General features: G+C 62.9%; 19 protein-coding genes and 3 pseudogenes. 11 read left to right on the top strand and 11 right to left on the bottom strand.

Translation table 11 applies throughout. The features are described 5' to 3' along the window. Positions 1-312 precede the first annotated feature (312 nt). Positions 313-1,089: an enoyl-CoA hydratase gene (locus tag ACQVLG_RS11220; RefSeq protein ID WP_474294565.1), complete on the bottom strand. Its 777-nt coding sequence runs from the start codon at positions 1,087-1,089 to the stop codon at positions 313-315. Positions 1,090-1,165: 76 nt separating this feature from the next. On the opposite strand from ACQVLG_RS11220, the gene ACQVLG_RS11215 reads away from it, so the two are divergent. The 3 genes from ACQVLG_RS11215 (at position 1,166) to ACQVLG_RS11205 (ending at position 3,042) form a co-directional block, all read left to right on the top strand. Beyond that, on the top strand, positions 1,166-2,455 hold the full coding sequence (locus ACQVLG_RS11215; protein ID WP_474294563.1) for an MFS transporter: 1,290 nt from the start codon (positions 1,166-1,168) through the stop codon (positions 2,453-2,455). Between the two features lie 150 nt (positions 2,456-2,605). Continuing rightward, positions 2,606-2,941: a universal stress protein gene (locus ACQVLG_RS11210; RefSeq protein ID WP_474294561.1), complete on the top strand. Its 336-nt coding sequence runs from the start codon at positions 2,606-2,608 to the stop codon at positions 2,939-2,941. Continuing rightward, positions 2,941-3,042: a universal stress protein gene (locus ACQVLG_RS11205; protein ID WP_474294559.1), complete on the top strand. Its 102-nt coding sequence runs from the start codon at positions 2,941-2,943 to the stop codon at positions 3,040-3,042. The genes ACQVLG_RS11210 and ACQVLG_RS11205 overlap by 1 nt, the downstream gene beginning before the upstream one ends. A gap of 37 nt (positions 3,043-3,079) precedes the next feature. On the opposite strand, the pseudogene mltA reads toward ACQVLG_RS11205, so the two are convergent. Then, positions 3,080-4,278 (bottom strand): annotated as a pseudogene (mltA, locus tag ACQVLG_RS11200) (murein transglycosylase A). Here mltA and ACQVLG_RS11195 point away from each other — a divergent pair. Then, entirely contained in the window at positions 4,181-4,501 is a 321-nt protein-coding gene (locus ACQVLG_RS11195) for a hypothetical protein (RefSeq protein WP_474295933.1), read from the top strand. The pseudogene mltA and the gene ACQVLG_RS11195 sit on opposite strands and share 98 nt — an antisense overlap. Before the next feature lie 25 nt (positions 4,502-4,526). Here ACQVLG_RS11195 and apaG read toward each other — a convergent pair whose 3' ends face one another. Then, the gene (gene apaG / locus ACQVLG_RS11190) at positions 4,527-4,901 is read right to left on the bottom strand and encodes a Co2+/Mg2+ efflux protein ApaG (RefSeq protein ID WP_474294557.1); all 375 of its coding nucleotides are present in this window, start codon (positions 4,899-4,901) and stop codon (positions 4,527-4,529) included. Between the two features lie 145 nt (positions 4,902-5,046). Here apaG and rpe point away from each other — a divergent pair, with 145 nt between their 5' ends. The 7 genes and pseudogenes from rpe to ACQVLG_RS11155 all read left to right on the top strand — a co-directional run bounded on the left by rpe (position 5,047) and on the right by ACQVLG_RS11155 (position 11,184). Further along, positions 5,047-5,721 carry a ribulose-phosphate 3-epimerase gene (rpe, locus tag ACQVLG_RS11185; RefSeq protein ID WP_034753544.1) on the top strand — a complete coding sequence of 225 codons (675 nt, stop codon included), beginning with the start codon at positions 5,047-5,049 and terminating at the stop codon, positions 5,719-5,721. Further along, positions 5,721-6,425, top strand: coding sequence for a phosphoglycolate phosphatase (locus tag ACQVLG_RS11180; RefSeq protein WP_474294555.1), 705 nt, complete (start codon positions 5,721-5,723; stop codon positions 6,423-6,425). The genes rpe and ACQVLG_RS11180 overlap by 1 nt, the downstream gene beginning before the upstream one ends. Before the next feature lie 269 nt (positions 6,426-6,694). Beyond that, positions 6,695-8,191 carry an anthranilate synthase component I gene (trpE, locus tag ACQVLG_RS11175; protein WP_077399327.1) on the top strand — a complete coding sequence of 499 codons (1,497 nt, stop codon included), beginning with the start codon at positions 6,695-6,697 and terminating at the stop codon, positions 8,189-8,191. A gap of 1 nt (position 8,192) precedes the next feature. After that, complete coding sequence (locus tag ACQVLG_RS11170; protein WP_086145601.1) at positions 8,193-8,756, top strand: aminodeoxychorismate/anthranilate synthase component II; 564 nt, start codon at positions 8,193-8,195, stop codon at positions 8,754-8,756. Positions 8,757-8,821: 65 nt separating this feature from the next. Next, positions 8,822-9,864 (top strand): annotated as a pseudogene (gene trpD, locus ACQVLG_RS11165) (anthranilate phosphoribosyltransferase). 34 nt (positions 9,865-9,898) lie between these two features. Further along, complete coding sequence (trpC, locus tag ACQVLG_RS11160; protein WP_474294552.1) at positions 9,899-10,699, top strand: indole-3-glycerol phosphate synthase TrpC; 801 nt, start codon at positions 9,899-9,901, stop codon at positions 10,697-10,699. Positions 10,700-10,719: 20 nt separating this feature from the next. Continuing rightward, positions 10,720-11,184 carry a hypothetical protein gene (locus ACQVLG_RS11155; RefSeq protein WP_474294550.1) on the top strand — a complete coding sequence of 155 codons (465 nt, stop codon included), beginning with the start codon at positions 10,720-10,722 and terminating at the stop codon, positions 11,182-11,184. Here ACQVLG_RS11155 and ACQVLG_RS11150 read toward each other — a convergent pair. The 8 genes and pseudogenes from ACQVLG_RS11150 to ACQVLG_RS11115 form a co-directional block, all read right to left on the bottom strand. Next, entirely contained in the window at positions 11,135-12,346 is a 1,212-nt protein-coding gene (locus ACQVLG_RS11150) for a GGDEF domain-containing protein (protein ID WP_474294548.1), read from the bottom strand. The two genes, ACQVLG_RS11155 and ACQVLG_RS11150, sit on opposite strands and share 50 nt — an antisense overlap. 178 nt (positions 12,347-12,524) lie before the next feature. Continuing rightward, positions 12,525-14,356 (bottom strand): annotated as a pseudogene (locus ACQVLG_RS11145) (M61 family metallopeptidase). A gap of 48 nt (positions 14,357-14,404) precedes the next feature. Continuing rightward, the gene (locus ACQVLG_RS11140; RefSeq protein ID WP_474294547.1) at positions 14,405-14,983 is read right to left on the bottom strand and encodes a nucleotidyltransferase family protein; all 579 of its coding nucleotides are present in this window, start codon (positions 14,981-14,983) and stop codon (positions 14,405-14,407) included. A gap of 13 nt (positions 14,984-14,996) precedes the next feature. Further along, complete coding sequence (locus tag ACQVLG_RS11135) at positions 14,997-17,261, bottom strand: xanthine dehydrogenase family protein molybdopterin-binding subunit (RefSeq protein WP_474294545.1); 2,265 nt, start codon at positions 17,259-17,261, stop codon at positions 14,997-14,999. A 10-nt stretch (positions 17,262-17,271) separates the two neighbouring features. Continuing rightward, positions 17,272-17,730: a (2Fe-2S)-binding protein gene (locus tag ACQVLG_RS11130; RefSeq protein WP_070292451.1), complete on the bottom strand. Its 459-nt coding sequence runs from the start codon at positions 17,728-17,730 to the stop codon at positions 17,272-17,274. Between the two features lie 132 nt (positions 17,731-17,862). Continuing rightward, on the bottom strand, positions 17,863-18,579 hold the full coding sequence (locus tag ACQVLG_RS11125; protein WP_230541417.1) for a DsbC family protein: 717 nt from the start codon (positions 18,577-18,579) through the stop codon (positions 17,863-17,865). Between the two features lie 161 nt (positions 18,580-18,740). Beyond that, positions 18,741-19,973 carry an FAD-dependent monooxygenase gene (locus ACQVLG_RS11120; RefSeq protein ID WP_474294543.1) on the bottom strand — a complete coding sequence of 411 codons (1,233 nt, stop codon included), beginning with the start codon at positions 19,971-19,973 and terminating at the stop codon, positions 18,741-18,743. Between the two features lie 66 nt (positions 19,974-20,039). Then, entirely contained in the window at positions 20,040-20,969 is a 930-nt protein-coding gene (locus ACQVLG_RS11115) for a TIGR03571 family LLM class oxidoreductase (protein WP_474294541.1), read from the bottom strand.

Below are 20,969 nucleotides of genomic sequence, written 5' to 3'. Positions count from 1 at the left end.
AAGAAGTATCCTATTTCATTATTTCTTGTGAACATTTGATATATTTTAAGTATTACAGCAATCCGAAGATCGCTGCTGCACTACATCAAATGTCCACACTTATCGACTGTTAATTGTTAAAGAACTGTATTCGGTACTGCTTATTTACCACTCTCGCGCTATCGACAAAGCGTTGTGTTTGTCAGCTGCGAAGAAGGAAGAGTATGAAGCGTTTCGGCTAATTCGTCAACCTTCTTTTTTGCCGTTTGCTACTGCATCCGGCTCCCTCTGTTTCGCTAAAACCGCTGCGTCTCATCGGGGAGGCGAATCATATCAAAGACCGTCGAAGTTTGGCAAGCGCTTTTCCAGGAAAGCATGCATGCCTTCTTTTTGTGCAGGCGTACCGAAGGCGGCCTGGAATAAACGGCGCTCGTAGGCGACGCCATCGGTCAGGGTCGTTTCAAAGGCGCGGTTGACGCAATCCTTGATCATCATGGCAACCGAAGTCGGCATGGCGGCGATGGTCTTGGCGGCAGCCAGGGTTTCTTCCAGCAACTTATCGGCCGGCACCACGCGCGACACCAGGCCGATGCGCTCCGCCTCGGCGGCATCGATGGTGCGCGCCGTCAACAGCAGATCCATGGCCTTGGCCTTGCCGATGGCACGCGGCAGACGCTGCGTACCGCCCGCGCCCGGCGTGACGCCGACCTTGATTTCCGGCTGACCAAATTTGGCGCTGTCGGCGGCGATCAGGAAATCGCACATCATGGCCAGTTCGCAGCCGCCACCGAGTGCGTAGCCGGCCACCGCGCCCACCACGGGTTTGCGCACGCGCAAGATATACTCCCAGTTGCGGCTGATGTAGCCCTGGGTAAAGGTATCGGGATAAGTGTAGTCGGCCATGGCCGCGATATCGGCGCCGGCGGCAAACGCTTTTTCGCTGCCCGTGAGCACGATACAGCCGATATTCTCGTCCGCATCGAATTTAAGCAAGGCGTGGCCCAGCTCACTCATCATGTTGTCGTTCAAGGCGTTCAAGGCCTTGGGGCGGTTCAGGCGTATCAGTGCTACTTTGTCCTGGATGTCGATGATCAGGTCTTCATATTGCATAGTGTCTCCTCTCAATGAACGGTGTGACGATTGTAGCGGCTAACGGCAGCGGCGCGGCAGGTGCGCTGCTATTATTGTGAGCCCGGCCACCTTTATCGAGCAGCGTATTTTCTCCGCCCTCTTCCAGTACTGCGCAAACCACCTGCGCGGCGACGGTAGCGCAGCCAGCGTCAATTTCCGCCGCCTGTGGTTCAGCAACGGCCTCAATTGCTTCGGCGCCCAGATCACCTCGCTGGCCCTGCCCCTGTGCGCGGTATTGTTATTGCATGCGACGCCGGAACAGATGGGCGTGCTGGTCGCCCTGCAGGCGCTGCCGTTTGCCCTCTTCGGCTTGCCCGTCGGCGTGCTGCTGGACCGGCGCAGCAAGCACCCGATCATGCTGTTCAGCGAAAGCATGTCCGGCCTGGCCCTGGCCAGCGTGGCCGTCGCTTACTGGTGCGGCGTACTGTCGATGCCATGGTTATATATTGTGGGATTCGTCATCGGCACGGGCTTCGTCGTCGGCGGCGGCGCCGAACAGGTCTTTTTGACCTTTTTGGTGGGGCGCGACGGCTTGATCGATGCGCAATCAAAATTTGCCGCCACCGAATCGGCTTCGCGCCTGATCGGTCCCGGCCTGGCCGGCGTGCTGGTGCAAGTGCTGTCCGCACCCGTCGCCATCCTGTGTACGGCTTGCGGCTATCTGATTTCCGTCTTCAATCTGCGCGCCATGAGCGTGCGCGACCCACGCCCGGCGCCGTCAAGCAAGCACGCCTTGCGCGACATCGCCGACGGCTTGCTGTTTGTCTGGCGCGAACCGCTGCTGCGCGCGCTGGCCTGGGGCGCCGGTATCTGGCACTTCCTGTTTTACGCCAGCATGGCCTTGACGGTGCTGTTCGCCACGCGCGACCTGGGCATGAGCCCTGGCGTACTGGGCATGACGCAGATGCTGGGCGGTGCCGGCGTCTTGCTCAGCGCCTTCATCGTCAAGCCATTGACGAAGCGCTACGGCGCCGGCCGCACCATCCTGATCGGCCTGGCATCCACCTCCGTGTGCTTTGCCCTGACGCCAACGATTCCCGCCGCACTGTTCGGCAGCGCGGCCGCCAGCGCCGTCGCTTATGCCATATTGATGTTCTTTTTCGATTGCGGCGTGATGCTGTTCTTTATTCCCTACCTGGGCTTGCGCCAGAAGGTCACGCCCGATCCCATGCTGGGCAGGATGACGTCGACCATGCGCTTCCTGACGGTGGCGACGGCGCCGCTGGGTGCGCTGGCCGCCGGCTGGGTGGCGGAACACTTTGGCGTGCGCAATGGTCTGGCCTGCATCGCGGCAGGCAGTATCCTGTTGACGGCCGCCATGGTGTGGGGGCACGCCGCTGCGTAGCGTGCGCACCTGAAGCGATGAATGGGCATACACTGACAAAAGATTGCTTTGGCGACACTATTTCTGCCAAAGCCTGTGAGGTTTGATTTACATCAAGGTTTTAATTGATGTAAATCCATAAGCTGTCTGACATCACTTGAGGAGTACGCCATGTTTAACGCCATCTTATTTCCCACCGACGGCTCGCCGCTGTCCGACAAAGCCGCCGAGACCGCCCTCGCCTTCGCCCAATTGAACAAGGCCAAGCTGATCGCCATCAGCGTGGTGCAGCCTTTCCCGTTCTCGCCGATGGCCGACGGCGGCATCGTGCTCGACGCCAGCCTGTATGAACAACAAATGCAGGAAGCCTCGCAACGCGCCATCGACAAGATCGGCGAAGCGGCACGCGCCGCCGGCGTGCCCTTCGAAGGCGTGGTAGCAGTCTCGCCGAGCCCGCACGAAGAAATCGTCAACGCGGCGCAAACCTATCATTGCGACATCATCTAATGGCCTCGCATGGCCGCAAGGGCTTGAACAAGCTGTTCGTGGGCAGCGAAACGCAAAAAGTGCTGGCGCATACGCACTTGCCCGTCATGGTTCTGCGTTAAGCCAGACCATAGCTACCCCGGCGTCGCGTGCAGCAACTCAGCGCGCCGGCGCCTGCTTCGGCAACAACACCCACACGGCGCCGCTCTGCTTCATGCGGCCCGCATTCTCGGCCGCTTCCGCGCCAAAACCAAAGAAGTAATCGACACGGATAGGCCCGCGAATGGCGCCGCCCGTATCTTGCGCCATCACCAGGCGCTGCATGGGAATCTCGCTATTGGCTTGCGTGGTGGACAGGAACACGGGCGCGCCCAACGGCAGGAAGCGCGAATCGATGGCCACCGAACGCTGCGGTGTCAACGGCACGCCCAGCGCGCCCTTCGGACCTACTTTCGGGTCGGGCAGGCGCTCCTCCTTGAAGAAGACATAACTGGGATTGGCATTGAACAATTCATCCTTGCGCGTCGGGTGGCCGGCGATCCACGCCTTGATGCCCTGCGCGGACGCCTGGCTCAGGGTCAGTTCGCCCTTGTCGACCAGGTAGCGGCCGATCGATTTATACGGATGGCCGTTTTGATCCGCATACGCCACGCGCACGGTTTCCTGCGTATCAGTCAGCTGCACGCGCCCGGAACCCTGCACTTGCAGGAAGAACGCCTCGACTTCGTCATCCACCCACAGCAATTCCTTGCCCGTCACGGACGTGGCGCGCTCGATGTCGGCGCGCGTGGCGTACGGGATCACCTTCTTGCCGACCAGCTTGCCCCGCAGGCGCATGTTTTTCAATTCCGGATACACGCCGGACAAGTCCACCGAGACCAAGTCGTCAGGCACCTTGTACAGCGGTGTCTGGTATGGGCCACCGCGCTTGCGCGCGCCGTGCAGCAGCGGCTCATAGTAGCCGGTCACCAATCCAGTATTGGCGCCATCAGCGGTAATGACTTGATTTGGCACAAAGAGGTCTCGAAAAACAGGCGGATGGCCTTGTCGCTGTCGGCATTCACCTGACGCGCAATCGTGCACGATTCCTTCCAGTCCGGACGTTTCACCAGCACGCCGCACGAAGCCATGAAGGCGGGCCAGGCGGCGCGCATGTCGTCGCGCGCCCAGCCGGGCAAGGCGGCAAACTTGGCGGGCACGAAGGTGGGCGCCGCCACATCCGTGGCATCCTTGGCATCGGCGGGCTTGGCCGGCACCGGCTTGACGACGGTCGGCGCGATGGGCGGCGCCTTGCCGCTGGCAGCGGGCGGCGCAGGCGGCGTGGTACAGGCGGAAAGTGCAAGCGCGACGGCGCCGATTGAAACGGGTAGACTACCGCGTGTCAACAGACGGCGGGTAAATACTAAGCTGCGGGTAAATAACATAGGGGTGCGTATGTGGATCTTGATGATAGAGGCGCTGGTGGCGTTCTTCTTGCTGGCATTTATAGTCTGGTGGACCATGTATTCGGGCAAAAAGCCCGCACCGCCGGCACGCAAGCAGCTCAGTGAAGAAGAGGACGCCACCGAAAAACTGAAGTAAGGGGGCAAGCCCCCCCGGCGTTTCCTTAATGCAAGGTACGCGGCACCGACAGCACGAACTCGGGAATCGGCGCGTCGAACTGATGGCCATCTTCGGCCACGCAAAAGTACTCGCCGTGCATCGAGCCTTGCGGCGTGGCCAGCATGGTGCCGCTCGTGTATTCGAACTGTTCGCCCGGCTGCAGCAGCGGCTGGTGGCCAACGGCGCCCAGGCCGCGTACCTCTTCCACCTTGTTGTCCGCATCGGTGATGACCCAGTGGCGCGAAATCAGTTGCGCGCCAACAGTGCCACTGTTGACCACGCGAATCGTGTAGCTGAACACGTGCCGCCCCTGGTCGGGTGCCGATTGCTCGGGCAGGTACTGCGTCTTGACCGTTACCGTAAATTCATAAGTCGACATCGTCATCCCTTCAGTAGTCATGAATGTCGCGCGTGGCTCAGCGGCCACTGCGCGGCGCATATTCTGTATTTCAATAAAGCATGGTAACGGCGTCAAGCGTAAAATAGCGCATCTTCGCATTTTCTACTCTGAGCCTTTAGCCACCATGACAACATTCCGTATCGCTCCCAGCATCCTGTCAGCCGACTTTGCCCGCCTGGGCGAGGAAGTGCGCAACGTCGTTACCGCCGGCGCCGACATCATCCACTTCGACGTGATGGATAACCATTATGTGCCGAACCTGACCATCGGACCGCTGGTGTGCGAAGCGATCCGTCCGCACGTGCAAGTACCGATCGATGTGCATCTGATGGTCAAGCCTGTCGATCGCATTATCCCGGATTTCGCCAAGGCTGGCGCGAACATCATCACCTTCCACCCGGAAGCGTCGGATCACGTCGACCGTTCGCTGCAGCTGATCCGCGACAACGGCTGCAAATCGGGCCTGGTATTCAACCCGGGCACGCCGCTGCACTACCTGGAACACGTGATGGACAAGATCGACATCATCCTGATCATGTCGGTCAATCCGGGCTTCGGCGGCCAGTCCTTCATTCCGCAGGCGCTGAAGAAAATCGCCGAAGCGCGCCGCATGATCGACGAATCGGGCCGTGACATCATGCTGGAAGTCGATGGCGGCATCAAGATCGACAACATCGCCGCCGCTGCCGCCGCCGGCGCCGACACCTTTGTCGCCGGCTCGGCCATCTTCGGCAAGCCGGACTACAAGGCCGTCATCGACGCCATGCGCGCCGAGCTGGCAGCGGTAAAGGGCGCCTGATGCAAGCGGGCACGGTGAAAGACCACGTACTGGCCGGCGTGCGCGCCGCCATCATCGACCTCGATGGCACGATGCTCGACACCGTGCCCGATTTCCATGTCGCCATCAATGGCATGCGCGCCGAACTGGACTTGCCCCCAATCAGCGCCGACGCCATCAAGCTGATGGTGGGCAAAGGCTCGGAAAACCTGATCCGCACCGTGCTGGCGCTCGACTTCGATGCGGCTGGCGTGGAACAGCGTTTCGAACAGGCGATGGAGGGCTATCAGCGCCACTACCTGGCCATCAATGGCCAGTACAGCACCCTGTACCCGGACGTGGAAGCGGGGCTGGCGGCGATGAAGGCGGCGGGCTTGCGCCTGGCCTGCGTCACCAACAAGCCGATCGCCTTCGCCCTGCCCCTGCTGCAGCAGAAAAAACTCGATGGCTATTTCGAGATCGTCTACGGCGGCGATTCGCTGCCGCAGAAAAAACCGCACCCCATGCCGCTGCTGAAAGTGTGTGCGGACTTCGGCCTGCCCCCCGCCAAAGTGGTGGCCATCGGCGACTCGTCGAATGACGCGCAAGCGGCCAGGGCTGCGGCTTGCCCCGTACTGACGGTACCGTATGGCTACAATCACGGACACTCTATACACGATACCGATTCCGATGGTATAGTAAAGACACTGCTCGAAGCAGCCCGTTTTATTGGCATGCAAAACTAAGCGGCATACTGACCAAACCCAACACCATATCGTGAACACGTTTCTCATCAAAAAACACAATGTCACCCAAACCGGCTCGATTGAGGCCTGGCTTTGGCGACGCTGGCAATCCTGGCAGGCCTAAGGGCCGAGCCGTTACGATTGCTGCCGGTTGTACACACGTCGTTTGCGCATGTTGCGCACGTTGCGTGTCCCGGCAAGTTTTTTGATAACCCACCGCAGGGTTTGTGCACTATGCACACTCATACCCTGACGGCATGGAGAGAAACATGACCGAACTCGAATTCAAATCGCTGGGCCAGCAAGGCTACAACCGCATCCCCCTGATCGCGGAAGCGTTCGCCGATCTGGAAACCCCGCTCACCCTGTACCTGAAACTGGCACAGGCCCAACAAGGTGGCAAGAACACCTTCCTGCTCGAATCCGTCGTCGGCGGCGAACGCTTCGGCCGCTATTCCTTCATCGGCTTGCCCGCCACGACCGTGTTGCGCAGCTATGGCAAACGCACCGAAATCGTCAAGAACGGCAGCGTGATCGAAGAGCACGAAGGCAATCCGCTCGACTTCATCGAACAATTCCAGTCGCGCTTCAAGGTGGCCCTGCGCCCCGGCATGCCGCGCTTCTGCGGCGGCCTGGCCGGCTACTTCGGCTACGACACCGTGCGCCACATCGAGAAAAAGCTGGCCGGCGGCGCGCCGAAAGATGACTTGAAGCTGCCCGACATCCAGCTGATGGTGACGGAAGAACTGGCCGTCATCGACAACCTGTCCGGCAAGCTCTACCTGATCGTCTACGCCGACACCACGCAGCCCGAATCGTTTTCGAAAGCGCAGCAGCGTCTGAAGGACTTGCGCATGATGCTGCGCCGCGGCGTCGATGCGCCCGTCACCAGCGCTTCCGTGCGCACGGAAACCATCCGCGACTTTTCCAAGGAAGACTACCTGAAGGCAGTCGCCAAGGCGCATGAATACGTGATGGCGGGCGACCTGATGCAGGTGCAGATCGGCCAGCGCATCCGCAAGCCGTATGTCGATTCGCCGCTGACCCTGTACCGCGCCTTGCGTTCGCTCAATCCGTCGCCGTATATGTACTTCTATAATTTCGGTGACATGCAGATCATCGGCGCCTCGCCGGAAATCCTGGTGCGCAACGAGAAGACGGCGGACGGCGGCAAGAAAGTCACCTTGCGTCCGATTGCCGGCACGCGTCCGCGCGGCGCCACGCCCGAGCGCGACGCCGAACTGTCGGCCGAGCTGCTGGCCGATCCGAAAGAGATCGCCGAGCACGTGATGCTGATCGACCTGGCGCGCAACGACATCGGCCGCATTGCGGAAACGGGCAGCGTGCAAGTCACCGACCGCATGGTCATCGAAAAGTATTCGCATGTACAGCACATCGTCTCGAACGTGGAAGGCACCCTCAAGGAGGGCCTGTCGAACCTGGACGTGCTGCGCGCGACCTTCCCCGCCGGCACCCTGACGGGCGCGCCGAAAGTGCGCGCCATGGAAGTGATCGACGAACTGGAAATCACCAAGCGCGGCATCTATGGCGGCGCCTGCGGCTACCTGTCGTTTGGCGGCGAAATGGATGTGGCGATCGCCATCCGCACGGGCGTGGTCAAGGACGGCATGCTGTACGTGCAGGCCGCGGCCGGCATCGTGGCCGACTCCATCCCCGAAATGGAATGGCAGGAAACGGAAAACAAGGCGCGCGCCGTGCTGCGCGCCGCCGAACAAGTGCAAGATGGCCTGGATGGAGGGTTTTAAGATGCTGCTGATGATCGACAACTACGACTCCTTCACCTACAACATCGTGCAGTATTTCGGTGAACTGGGCGAAGACGTGCGGGTCTACCGCAACGATGAAATCACGATCGAACAGATCGAGGCGCTGAACCCGGACCGCATCTGCATCTCGCCTGGCCCGAAAGCACCGGCACAGGCGGGCATTTCGGTGGAAGTACTGAAACACTTCGCCGGCAAGAAGCCTATCCTCGGCGTATGCCTGGGCCACCAGGCCATCGGCGATGCGTTTGGCGGCAAGGTCATCCGCGCCAAGCAGGTCATGCATGGCAAAACTTCCCTCATCGCGCATACGGGCGTGGGCGTCTTCAAGGACATCCCCAGCCCCTTCACAGTGATCCGCTACCACTCTTTGGCGATCGAACGCGCCTCGCTGCCTTCCTGTCTGGAAGTGACGGCGTGGACGGACGACGGCGAAATCATGGGCGTGCGCCACCGGGAATACGATATCGAGGGGGTGCAGTTCCACCCCGAATCGATCCTCTCGGAACACGGCCACGCCCTGCTGAAGAATTTCCTCGAGCGCTGATCCCATGCGCACGCCCCGGCGTGCCATCAGTGTCCTCCTGCGCCATCATTGAAGAAGGAAGCATCATGCCGATCACCCCACAAGAAGCCCTGCTGCGCTGCATCGAACACCGCGAGATTTTTCACGACGAAATGCTGTACCTGTTCCGCCAGATCATGTCCGGCGAAATGTCCCCCACCATGATCGCGGCCCTCACCATGGGCTTGCGCGTGAAAAAGGAAACCATCGGCGAAATCGCCGCCGCCGCGCAAGTGATGCGCGAGTTTTCCACCAAGGTGCCCATGGCCGACACCACCAACCTGCTCGACATCGTCGGCACGGGCGGCGACGGCGCGCACACGTTCAATATTTCCACCGCCTCGATGTTCGTGGCGGCGGCCGCCGGCGCGCGCGTGGCCAAGCATGGCGGGCGCAGCGTCTCGTCCTCGTCCGGCAGCGCCGACGTGCTGGACTCCCTGGGCGTCAACATCAACCTGCAGCCCGAGCAGATCGCCCAGTCGATCGCGCAAACGGGCATCGGCTTCATGTACGCGCCCAACCACCATGCGGCCATGAAGCATGCGGCGCCCGTCCGCAAGGAGCTGGGCGTGCGCACGATCTTCAATATCCTCGGTCCGCTGACCAATCCCGCCGGCGCGCCGAACATCCTGATGGGCGTATTCCACGCCGACCTGGTCGGCATCAGGTGCGCGTGCTGCAGCGCCTGGGCGCGCAGCATGCCATCGTCGTGTATGGCCGCGATAATATGGATGAAGTATCGCTGGGCGCGGCCACCATGGTCGGTGAATTGATCAACGGCGAGATCCGCGAATATGAAATCCATCCCGAAGATTTCGGCATGTCGATGATCGCCAGCCGCAACCTGAAGGTGGCCGATTCCGTCGAATCGAAGGCCAAGATGATGGAAGCGCTGCGCGGCGAACCCGGTGCGGCCGCCGACATCGTGGCCCTGAACGCGGGCACGGCGCTGTACGCGGCCGGCGTGGCAAGCTCGATCGAAGATGGCCTGGCGCGCGCGCGCACCGCCGTCAGCTCGGGCGCCGCGCTGGCGAAACTCGCTCAATTCGTGCAGGTCACGCAGCAGCTGGGCACCCCGGCGCAAGCGTAAACGCCCTGCCCTCCTTTATAGAATAGCGACCATCATGTCCGACATACTCGATAAAATCCTGGCCGTGAAAGCCGATGAAGTGGCCAAGGCCAAAGCCCGCCGCAGCCTGGCCAGCCTGCGCGGCGACGTGGAAAGCGACAGCGCCCTGCGCGCCGGCCTGCGCGGCTTTGAAGCGAGCCTGCGCCAGCACATCGCCGCCGGCAAGCCCGGCATCATCGCCGAAGTGAAAAAGGCGTCGCCGTCGAAAGGCGTGATCCGCGCCGACTTCCGCCCGGCTGACATCGCCGCCAGCTATGCGGCGCATGGCGCGGCCTGCCTGTCCGTGCTGACGGACGAGCAGTTCTTCCAGGGATCCGTGGAGTACCTGCAGCAGGCGCGCGCCGCCTGCGCCATCCCCGTGCTGCGCAAGGATTTCATGGTCGACATGTACCAGATCTACGAAGCGCGCGCCATGGGCGCCGACTGCATCCTGCTGATCGTCGCGGCGCTCGACCATGGCCTGATGGCGGAGATGGAAGCGTGCGCCCACGAACTGGGCATGGGCGTGCTGATCGAAAGCCACGACGGCGAAGAACTGACGGCGGCATTGAAACTCAAGAGCGCGTTGATCGGCATCAACAACCGCAACCTGCGCACCTTCGAAACCTCGCTCGACACGACCATCAACCTGTTGCCGCGCATCCCGCAGGACAAATTGATCATCACGGAATCGGGCATCCACAGCACGGCCGATGTGCAACGCATGCGCGAGGCGCACATCCACAGCTTCCTCGTGGGCGAAGCGTTCATGCGCGCGCCCGACCCCGGCGTGGAGCTGGAACGCCTGTTCAGTTAAACCATGGTAGGCTGGCAGCCATGAGACAAGCAATCACCGTCCTTGCTGCCGCCGTCCTGCTGTCGGCTTGCCAGACTGCGTCCCCGCCAGCGGCGCCCACGAGCACGGCCGCGGCCCCTCGCACGCCGGCCGCGCTACAGCTCGCGGCCAACATCGACGCCTACAAGGCACTGGTGGCGCAGCAGATCATGGCGGCCAATGGCGCATACACGTTCAGCGGGCGCCTGCCGCCCATGCTGCCGGCCATCGTCGTGCTCGACCTGAGCGTGGGCCCGGACGGCGAGCTGAAAAGCGTGCATGTCCACCGTTCGCGCGACAGCGATGCATCGGCCGCGGCGCTGGCCGCCGTGCGGCGCGTGCAAACCCTCTTTCCGCCGGCTGGACACCTGATGCGCCGCCACGCCAAAACTTTCGATTTTTCCGAAACCTTCCTCTTCAACGAGCAGTACCGATTCCAGCTGCGGACCTTGTCCGGTCCGCAGTAATCGCGGCAGCATCGAGCTCAATGCGGTCGCGGCCCCGCTCCTTGGCCAGGTACAGGGCCGCATCGGCGCGCGACAGCAATTCTTCCAGCCCCTCCACCACCGATGCCTGGCAAGCGACGCCGATGCTGACGGTACACGAAGGCAGTCCCGCATGACTGGACTCGCGCAGCAAGGCGCGGATGCGTTCGGCCACGCCCAAGGCATTATGCACAGGCATATCCGGCATCAGCACGACGAACTCCTCGCCGCCGAAACGCGCCACGCAATCCGATTCACGCAAGGCGCCTTTGATAACAGTGGCCACATGCGCCAGCACCTGGTCTCCCACCGCGTGACCGTAGCGGTCATTGATCGATTTGAAGTAATCGAGGTCGATGCTGAGCAGTGTCAACGGCAAACGGCGGCGCCGCAGATTATCCATCTCGCGCGCATAGGCATCGCCAAAGCCGCGCCGGTTCAGCACCTGCGTGAGCGGATCATGGGTCGAGCGGCGCTCCAGTATCTGCTGCAGGCGGCGCGTCGCCACCGTCATGAAGCCCACCGTCAGCAGCAGCGCCATGAAATTGGCGACCGCCAGATAGATGCCGGCCGGGGTGGCGGCCACCGCCAGGTTCACGCTGGCGCCACCATGCAGCAACGCCGACACGCCGCGCGCCAGCACCACGCCAGCTTGCAGCAGCATCAGCGCGCCAAAGAAAAAACTCGAGAAATGGCGCTCGCCATGGCGCCACACCAGTTGCACCTGGCGCGCATAGAACAGGAAGACCAGCAGGGAGAAGAGCGCCACGCGCGCGGAGAAATCGGGGCGCACCAGCAGCCACCAGCTATTGCCGGCGATGGCCAGGACAAGTATCAACAGATAGGCGCGGCGACTGGGCGCCAGGCCAAAGAATTTCTCCGTGCCCAGCATCGACAGGCCGATGCCGGCCACCAGGGCCGCATTGGCCGCAATCATGGACAATGCCGACGGCAGCACCTCGCGGGTGCCGAAAAGCAGAGACGCGCACACCAGCAGCAGCAAGCCGGCAGCCCAATGTCCCAGGCCATGCACCTCGCGCCGGAAACTGCGATACACCGAGAACATGACGATGCTCATCGCCCCGCACATCAGGGTCGTCATCAGCATAATCGTTCGAGGATCGAGGGTTTGCACGTTGGGCACGATCTAAAAGAAGCAATTCGGCAATTTTAGTTTAGTTAAAGAAAAATTAGTTCATTTGCAGTAAATATGACGCTAATGCACCAATATCAGCGGTTTAGTTGCATTTGAGAAATTGCACCTTGAAATGAAAAACCGGCCAGTGAGGCCGGTTTTCTGTCTTACTGCATGACAAACAGCATCATGCCGCGCTAGGACGCTTCGGCCCCGTGGCCTTCTTGGGCGCCGGCAGCAGGGTCAAGCTGACACCGGGCACACGGTCGCCCTGCAGCACGGCCGCAAACGTCATCAGCTCGTCGCGGCGGAAGGCGTGGATGTCTACCGTGGCGCCGACCGCGTAGCGGCCCAGCAAGGTGTCCAGATTGGTGCCCGTTACGCGCAAGCCATCGATGGCCACCAGCACGTCGCCCGCCGACAGGCCGGCCACGTGGGCGGCGCCGCCCTGGTGCACCTGCGCCAATTTGGCGTCGTTGCCGTCGCGGCCCAGGTTGACGTCCAGGCTGGATTTTTCCGCCTTGCGCGCATCGCTGTATTTCACGCCGAACGGCGCCAGCAGGCGCGCCAGCGGCACGTCGTCCGTGCCGCGGATGTGTAGCGCTCGAAGAATGGTTTCATGCGCGTGCCGGAGACCTCATCGAACAGGGCTTCGACTTCGGCCGGCGTCACGCCGCGCGCTTTGCCCTTGTAGAAGTCGCGGCCATAGCGCTGCCACAGCGCCTGCATCACGTCGTCCAGCGATTTCTCTCCATTCGTCTTGCTGCGCAGCGTCAGGTCGAAAGCCAGCGCGATCAGCGAACCCTTGGTGTAGTAGCTGACGATGGCGTTCGGCGCGTTTTCATCCTGGCGGTAGTACTTGCCCCAGGCGTCGAAGCTGGAATCGGCCACGCTTTGCCTGGTGCGGCCGCTGCCGCGCAAGACGCTGTTGACGGTCTTGCCCAGCAATTTGAAATAGGCCGCTTCGTCGATCAGGCCGGCGCGCACCAGCATCAGGTCGTCGTAATAGCTGGTGAAGCCCTCGAACAGCCACAGCAGCGGCGAATAGCTTTCCGCCTGCAGGTTGTACGGCGCAAAGGCGGCAGGCTTGATGCGCTTGACGTTCCAGGTATGGAAGTACTCGTGGCTGCACAGGCCGAGGAATTTCAGGTAGCCGTCGCCGATCTCGGTGCTGTTTGAGGCCGTCGTCGGCAGGTCGGCGCGGGCACAGATCAGCGCAGTCGAGGCGCGGTGTTCGAGGCCGCCGTAACCGTCGCCGACGGCCATGGCCATGAACACATAGCGCTCCATCGGCGCTTTCTTTGTCTTCGGCTCGAAGAAGGCGATCTGCGTTTCGCAGATGGCTTTCAAGTCGCGGCACAAACGCGGCAAGTCCAGGTTCGGCACCTTGCCCGTGACGACGATATCGTGCGGCACGCCGTGCGCCTTGAAGGTGGCCAGCGCGAAGTCGCCCATTTCCACCGGGTGGTCGATCAGTTCATCGTAGTTGGCCGCCTGGTAGCTGCCGAAGCCGTAGCGCTTGGCTTTCAGTTCAGGCAGGGTGGTGGCCACTTTCCAGCTCTTGCAGGCCGCATCCTTCGGCTGCACGATGTGCACTTCATGGGCATCGGATTCCTGGCCCAGCACGCGCAGGAACACGCTGGTGCCGTTGAAGAAGCCATGGTTCTGGTCCAGGTGGGCGGCGCGCACGGACAGGTCCCAGGCGTAGACGTCGTATTCGACGGTCAACGGGCCCTTGCACGGGGCGGCTTGCCACGAGTGCTTGTCCAATTTGGTCAGTGCCACGGCCTTGCCCTCGGACTCGGCGCGGATGCTGACGATATTGCGCGAAAATTCGCGGATCATGTAACTGCCCGGAATCCAGGCCGGCAGGGCAAACACCTGGCCGATGGCGGCAGGCGACTTGACCGTCAACATTACCTTGAACATGTGGCCGGCCAGGTCGGCTGCGGCGATGCTGTAGATGATGCCGGCGGCGGGCGCCTTGGCGATGCTTTTTTTAATTGGAGCTTTTTTCATGTTTTCCTCGTGTCTGGCTTATCTTCCCGGGAGCGCCACTGCCCCGCCTTACAAATCGTCAGGTGTATCAATATCGCGCAAGATGCCGCCGTCGTCCACTGTCACTTCGCACACGGCATGGCTGTTGACGATGCTGCGCGCGCCTTGGTCGCCATCGAGCGCCAGCAGCAGCGGCAAGTGATAGGTACTGAACGCGACAGGATTGCCGCGCCGTCCCTGGAACACGGGCACGGCGATGTGCGCACCATCGCCGACGGCTTGCGACAAGGCGGCGATTGTAGCCGCTTCCACGAAAGGCATGTCGCCCAGGGCGATCAGCCAGCCCGGCGCGCCGCGCACGTAATCGATGGCGCAGGTCAGCGACGCGGCCATGCCCGTGTCCGCGTCATGGCAGACGCGTACCTCGCAGCCCAGCGCGCCGAGCACGCGCGCCACCTGCGTATCGTCGGCGCGCACCACGGCCAGCACGCGCGGCAGGGCCGCCAGCATGTTCCTGGCCGCCGCCACCACCACGGGCAAGCCCGCATGCGGACCTTCCGTCAAAGGCTGCAATAATTTGTTCTGTACGCCGGAAGGGTCGAACCTGCGTCCCCTTCCGGCTGCCAGCAAGATGCCGACCGTGCTCAAAAAACCGCTGCCGTCATGCGGCCGCCAGGTCGAACGGCAGCTTGCGCAGGCGCTTGCCCGTCAGGGCGAACAGCGCATTGGCGAATGCGGGCGCCAGCGGCGGTACGCCCGGCTCGCCCATGCCCGTCGGTGCGTCGCCCGACGGCACCAGGTGCACCTCGATCACCGGCATGTCCGGCATGCGCGGCACTGGATAGTCGCCGAAGTTCTGCTGCTCCACCACGCCATCCTTGAGCGTGATGGCCGCGCCGGGGATGGTCATGCCCAGCGCCATCAGCGCGGCGCCCTGCACTTGCGCCTCGATCGTCAAGGGGTTGACGGCCAGGTTGCAATGCACGCCCGCCCATACCTGGTGCAGCTTGGGCGCCCCCTCCACCACGGAGGCCGTCACCACGTAGGCGACCACAGAATTGAACGATTCATGCATGGCCACGCCCCAGGCCTGCCCTTTCGGCAGCTTCTTCCTGCCGTAGCCGGACTTGGCCACGGCCAGGTCCAGCGCGGCGATGTGGCGCGTGTGCTTGGCGTCGATCAGCTGCTTGCGGTAGGCGACGGGGTCCATCTTCGCCACGTGCGCCGCTTCGTCGATCAGGGTTTCCATGACAAAGGCCGTATGCGTCGAGCCGACGGAGCGCCACCACAGCACGGGCACGTTCGCCTTGGCCGTATGCACGGACAGCTTCATCGGCAGGGTGTACGGCTCGCCCATGCCTTCGACCATGGTGCCGTCGACGCCATTTTTCACCATGAAGGCCTCAAAGGGCGTGCCGGCCATGATGGACTGGCCCACGATGGTGTGGTCCCAGGCGAGGATCTTGCCCTTGGCGTCGAGGCCGATCTGCGCGCGGTGCACATGCGACGGCCGGTAGTAGCCGCCCTTGATGTCATCCTCGCGGCTCCACATCAGCTTTAACGGACCGCTCTTGCCCGCCGCCCGGTACGCCTTGGCGACGTTGACGGCTTCGACCACGTAGTCGGACGAGGGCACGGCGCGCCGGCCAAAGCCGCCGCCCGCCATCATCGTGTGCAGGGTCACCTGCTCGGGTTTCAGGCCGGAAGTAGCCGCGATGGCCGCCTGGTCGCCCGTCTGGAATTGCGAGCCGACCCACATCGTGCATTTGTCGGCCTGCAGGTCGACCACGCAGTTGAGCGGCTCCATCGGCGCGTGCGCCAGGTAGGGGAATTCGTAGACGGCTTCGATTTTTTTCGGCGCCTTGGCCAGCTTGCCCATGTCGGCTGGCTTGGCAACGGTGCCCGGCGTCCTGGCCAGCGCCTTGAAGGCCGCCAGCTGCTTGTCGCTGCTGACCTTTTCCACGGCGCTGCTGTCCCACTCGATCACCAGCGCATCGCGCCCCTGTTTGGCCGGCCAGTAGCCGTCGGCGATGACGGCCACGCCGCTGCCGCCACGGTCGGTTTTGACTTCCAGTACCTCCAGCACGCCCTTGATGGCTTTCGCCTTGCTGGCGTCGAATTTCGCTACCTTCGCGCCAAACACGGGCGGGCGCGCCACCATGGCCACTTTCGCGCCAGGCGGCTTGAAGTCGATGCCGAACTGCTGTTTTCCCGTGGACTTGGCGGCCGCGTCCAGGCGTTTCACGGGCTTGCCGATGATGGCAAAGTCGCGCGGGTCCTTCAGCTTGACGCTGGCGGGGACGGGCTGGCGCATGGCCGCGTCGGCAAGCTCGCCATACGTCGCCTTTTGTCCGCCGGGGCCATACAGCACGCCCTTGGCGGCACGCACCTGGTCGGGATTGACTTTCCACTGCGCGGCGGCGGCGGCCACCAGCATGGCGCGCGCCTTGGCGCCGATTTCGCGGTACTGCGTGAACGAATGGGCGATGCTGCCCGAGCCGCCCGTCATCTGCATGCCGTAGGCGGCATCCTTGTACTGCTCGCCGGCTGGCGCCAGCGCACCGTGCACCAGGCTCCAGTCGGCGTCGAGTTCCTCGGCAATCAGCATGGGCAAGCTCGTTTGCACGCCCTGGCCGAATTCCAGCCGGTTCACTTGCACCGTCACCGTGTTATCGGGCGCGATGTGCAAGAAGGCGTTCGGCGCATACACGGGCTTGGCGGGAGCGGCATCGGCCGCCTGCGCCAGCTTGCCTGCACCGGGCAGGAAAAAGCCCAGCATCAGGCCCCCGCCGGCCACCGCGCCCGCCTTCATGAAACCGCGCCGCGAGACGCCATCGGCAAGCGCCACCGGCGCCGATGCCAGCGCCGCGCCCAGAGTCACGCCACCGTGCTGCAATGCTTCCTGATTCAACCATTCGATACGCATGTCGCTCTCCTCAGGCCAGGGTCTTGGCCGCGTCCTTGATGGCCGCGCGGATCCGTTGATAGGTACCGCAGCGGCAGATATTGCCGCTCATGGCGCCATCGATGTCGGCATCGCTGGGCGACTTGTTGGTGCGCAGCAGCGCCGTCGCGCTCATCACCTGGCCGCTTTGACAGTAGCCGCATTGCGGCACATCGTGGCGCACCCATGCCGCCTGCACGGCCTTGCCCACCTGGTCGTTTTCCATCGCTTCGATGGTGGTGATCTTTTGCGCGCCGACGGAAGAAATCGGCGTGATGCACGAGCGGATGGGCTGGCCATCGAGGTGCACCGTGCAGGCGCCGCACAGGGCCGCGCCGCAGCCGAACTTGGTGCCCGTCATGTTCAGGTTATCGCGCAGCGCCCACAGGATGGGCGTGGAAGGATCGGCATCGACCTGCGTGTCGCGTCCGTTGATATTCAAGGTAATCATCTGCTGCTTCCCCTTTTTTGGATTGTTATGGCGTCTACAAACAACACTTGATGATACGACAGCGGAAAAAAGTGCAAAAAAAAGCGCGCCTTGCGAGGGCGCGCCGTCCAGCCTTCCTGGCGACAGCCCGGATTACTTAATGGTCGAGAATTTCTGTTCCAGCGTTTTCGCATCGACTGCGCCCGGAATGCGGCTGCCGTCGGCAAAGAAGATGGCCGGCGTGCCCGAGACGCGCAATTGCTGGCCCAACGCCAGGATTTTTTCATGCGGGTTGGCGCAAGTGGCGGCCACCGTGGCTGGCGCCTTGCCGTTCAACATCCAGTCATCCCAAGCCTTGTTGCGGTCCGGCGCGCACCACACATTGCGCGACTTGACGATGGAATCGGGCGACAGGATGTTGTACATGAAGGTGTAGACGGTGACGTTGTCGATCTCCTTCAGCGCGTTCTGGCGGAAGCGCTTGCAGTAGCCGCAGTTCGGATCTTCGAACACGGCGATCACGCGCTTGCCATTGCCCTTGACGGTTTTCATGGCCGAATCGAGCGGCAGGTCGGAGAACTTGATGCGGTTGACTTCGTCCAGGCGCACCTTGGTCAGATCCTGCGACGTCTTGGCGTCGAACACGTGGCCGACGAACAGGTATTGCGCGGCCTTGTCCGTGTACAGGATGTCGCCGCCCGTGCGCACTTCGTACAGGCCGCCGTACGGGGTTTCCTTGACCGAATCGACCTTGGCGCCTTCGCCCAGGCGCGGCTCGATCAGCTTTTTGATGTTCGCTTCCGTCGGCGTTTCCGCGCCGGCGCACGACATCATCAGGCCCGAGGCCATCAGCAAGGCGATTTTGCTCATGCTTCTGTTCATTGTTATCACTATCACTTCTCCACTTGAAACGCCTGGCGGGACTGGCCTCTGGCCCGGCATCGTTATCTCTTTGACAAAACGAGCGCCGCAGACCAGCTGCGGCGACCTTGAATTTTCACTGCTGCCATTATCCGGCGCTATCTTAAGATTTACTGATGTCCCAATGCGTGCGCAATCATTTTTCGCTTCAGGGCAGGTAATTTATCCAGCAAGTTTAATCCCAAATTGCGAACCACGCGCAACGGCTCCAGATCGGCGCCAAATAACCTCGCCAGGCCATCGGTGGCCAGCTGCATCAGCAGCACGTCTTCCTTGCGCGCGCGCGCATAGCGGGCCAGCACGCGCTCGTCGCCGATGCCGCGGTGCGCTTCGCGCTCGCTGATCGTCTTGACCAGCTGCGCCACGTCGGCAAAGCCCAGGTTCATGCCGTGGCCGGCCATCGGGTGGACCACGTGGGCGGCGTCGCCCACCAGGGCCACGCGCGGCGCCACCATGGCGTGCGGGCGCATCAGGGTGAGCGGAAACGCGCGCACCAGTTCCGGCTGCAACGGCGTCAGTTTGCCCAGTTTGTCGTGGCAGTACGCGGCCAGGCGCGCGGCCAGGGCGTCGGCCGATTCGGCCATCAAGGTGTCGGCCAGCGCATCGGGCGCCGACCAGACCAGCGAAACGCGGTCGCCCGGCAGCGGCAGCAGCGCGACGATGCCTTCGCTGCCCGTAAACCACTGGTGGGCCGCGCCATGGTGCGGCTTTTCGCAGGCGAAGTTGCTGACCACGCCGCGCTGTCCATACGAACGGTAATCGAGGCCGATGTCGCACTGGCCCCGCACCCACGACTGGGCGCCGTCCGCGCCCACGACGAGGGCGCAGGTGATGGTGTCGCCGCCATCGAGGTGCACGATGGCAGAATCATTCGTCCATTCCAGGCGGCTGGCGCGGCCCTGCACCACATTGACGTTCGGCGCGAATTTCAGGGCGGCGTCCAGCGCCTGCCCCAGGTTGCGGTCTTCGATGATCCACGCCAGCGTGCCCACATGGGCGCCGTAGGCGTCAAAACCGAGTCCGCCCGCCTGCGCGCCGTCGCCGTTGACCAGCATGGCGTCGACGGGTGCCACCCTGTCGGCGTCGAGCGCGCCCCATACCTTCAGCGACGACAGCAACTGGTGCGCCGTGTGATTGAGCGCATACACGCGCACATCCCAGCTGGCTTCGACCGGCTTGACGGAAGATGCCGGAGGGCTCACCGGGGATAACAGGGTGACGCTTTGTCCTGCCTGGGCAAACGCCAGCGCCGTGGTTTTCGCGATGGCGCCGTTGCCGACGATGCAAACGTCGCTGTGGCTATGCATGAAGCGCCGCATGGTGGGGGAAGTGGGACTGTTCATGGAACCATTATAGCGTTTGCACCATGCTTTTCAGATAGTCCGGAAGTACAGGACGCATGCCCAAGATCAAGCGGCGCCATGAAACACGGGCAGCACGTATTCGCCGATCTCCTGCAAGGTCTCGGCCAGCAGGCGGCGGTTCTGCCGCAACTGCAGGCCGATATGCGTCACGCCGGCCGCACGCATGGCGTGCAGCTCGGCGATCAGTCCATCGCGCCCCGCGCGCGCGCCAAAGCGGAAGCGCTGCAGCGGCAAGGTCGGATCGTCATCCAGGTCGAGGTGGATGAAGCTGACATACGGCTTGCTCTCTCCGGCCACGGCGCGCCATTGCGCCGCGCGCAGCGCGTGGTCTTCCGGCGTGCCCGGATAGGCGAGCCAGCCATCCATCTGCGCCCCGATCCACGCGGGCGTTTGCTGCGCCAGTCCCGCCACCAGCAGCGGCAACGGTGCGGCAGGCTTGGGCAGCAGGCGGATGCCGGGCGGCAGGCGCGTTTCGCCCCAGTCGCGCAGCATGGCCACCTGCTCGCGAAAGGCGGCGCCGCGCTGGTCGAAATCGCGGCCGAAGACGGGATACTCGACGGGCCGGTCGCCGCTGGCCACGCCCAGCAGCAGGCGTCCGCCGCTCAACTGGTCGACGCTGGCCGCCGCCTTCAGGGTCAATACGGGTTCGCGCAGCGGCAGCACCACGGCGGCCGTGCCCAGCAAGATGTTCTCGGTGATGCCGGCCAAATAGCCCAGATACGTAAATACCTCGAAAACCTGGGCCGCGTCGCCGAACGAGGGATCGTACAGGGGCACGTCGCGCAGCCACAGGGCCCGGAAACCCAGGCGGTCGGCCAGCTTTGCCAGCGCCGCATGCTGTTGCAGGTCCGGCTCGCCCGGCACGCGGCCGGAGGCCGCATTCGACTGGCGCCCCGTGGATGACCAGTCATTGTCGAGCGGCAGTTCCAGGCCGATACTGAAACCGCCCTGCCCCAGCTTCGTCATGGCGCCCAT

It is taken from the genome of Janthinobacterium sp. TPC_1 (assembly GCF_056037845.1).
Note: the sequence above shows the minus strand (reverse complement) of the source record. Positions and strands in the feature narration are given on the sequence as shown.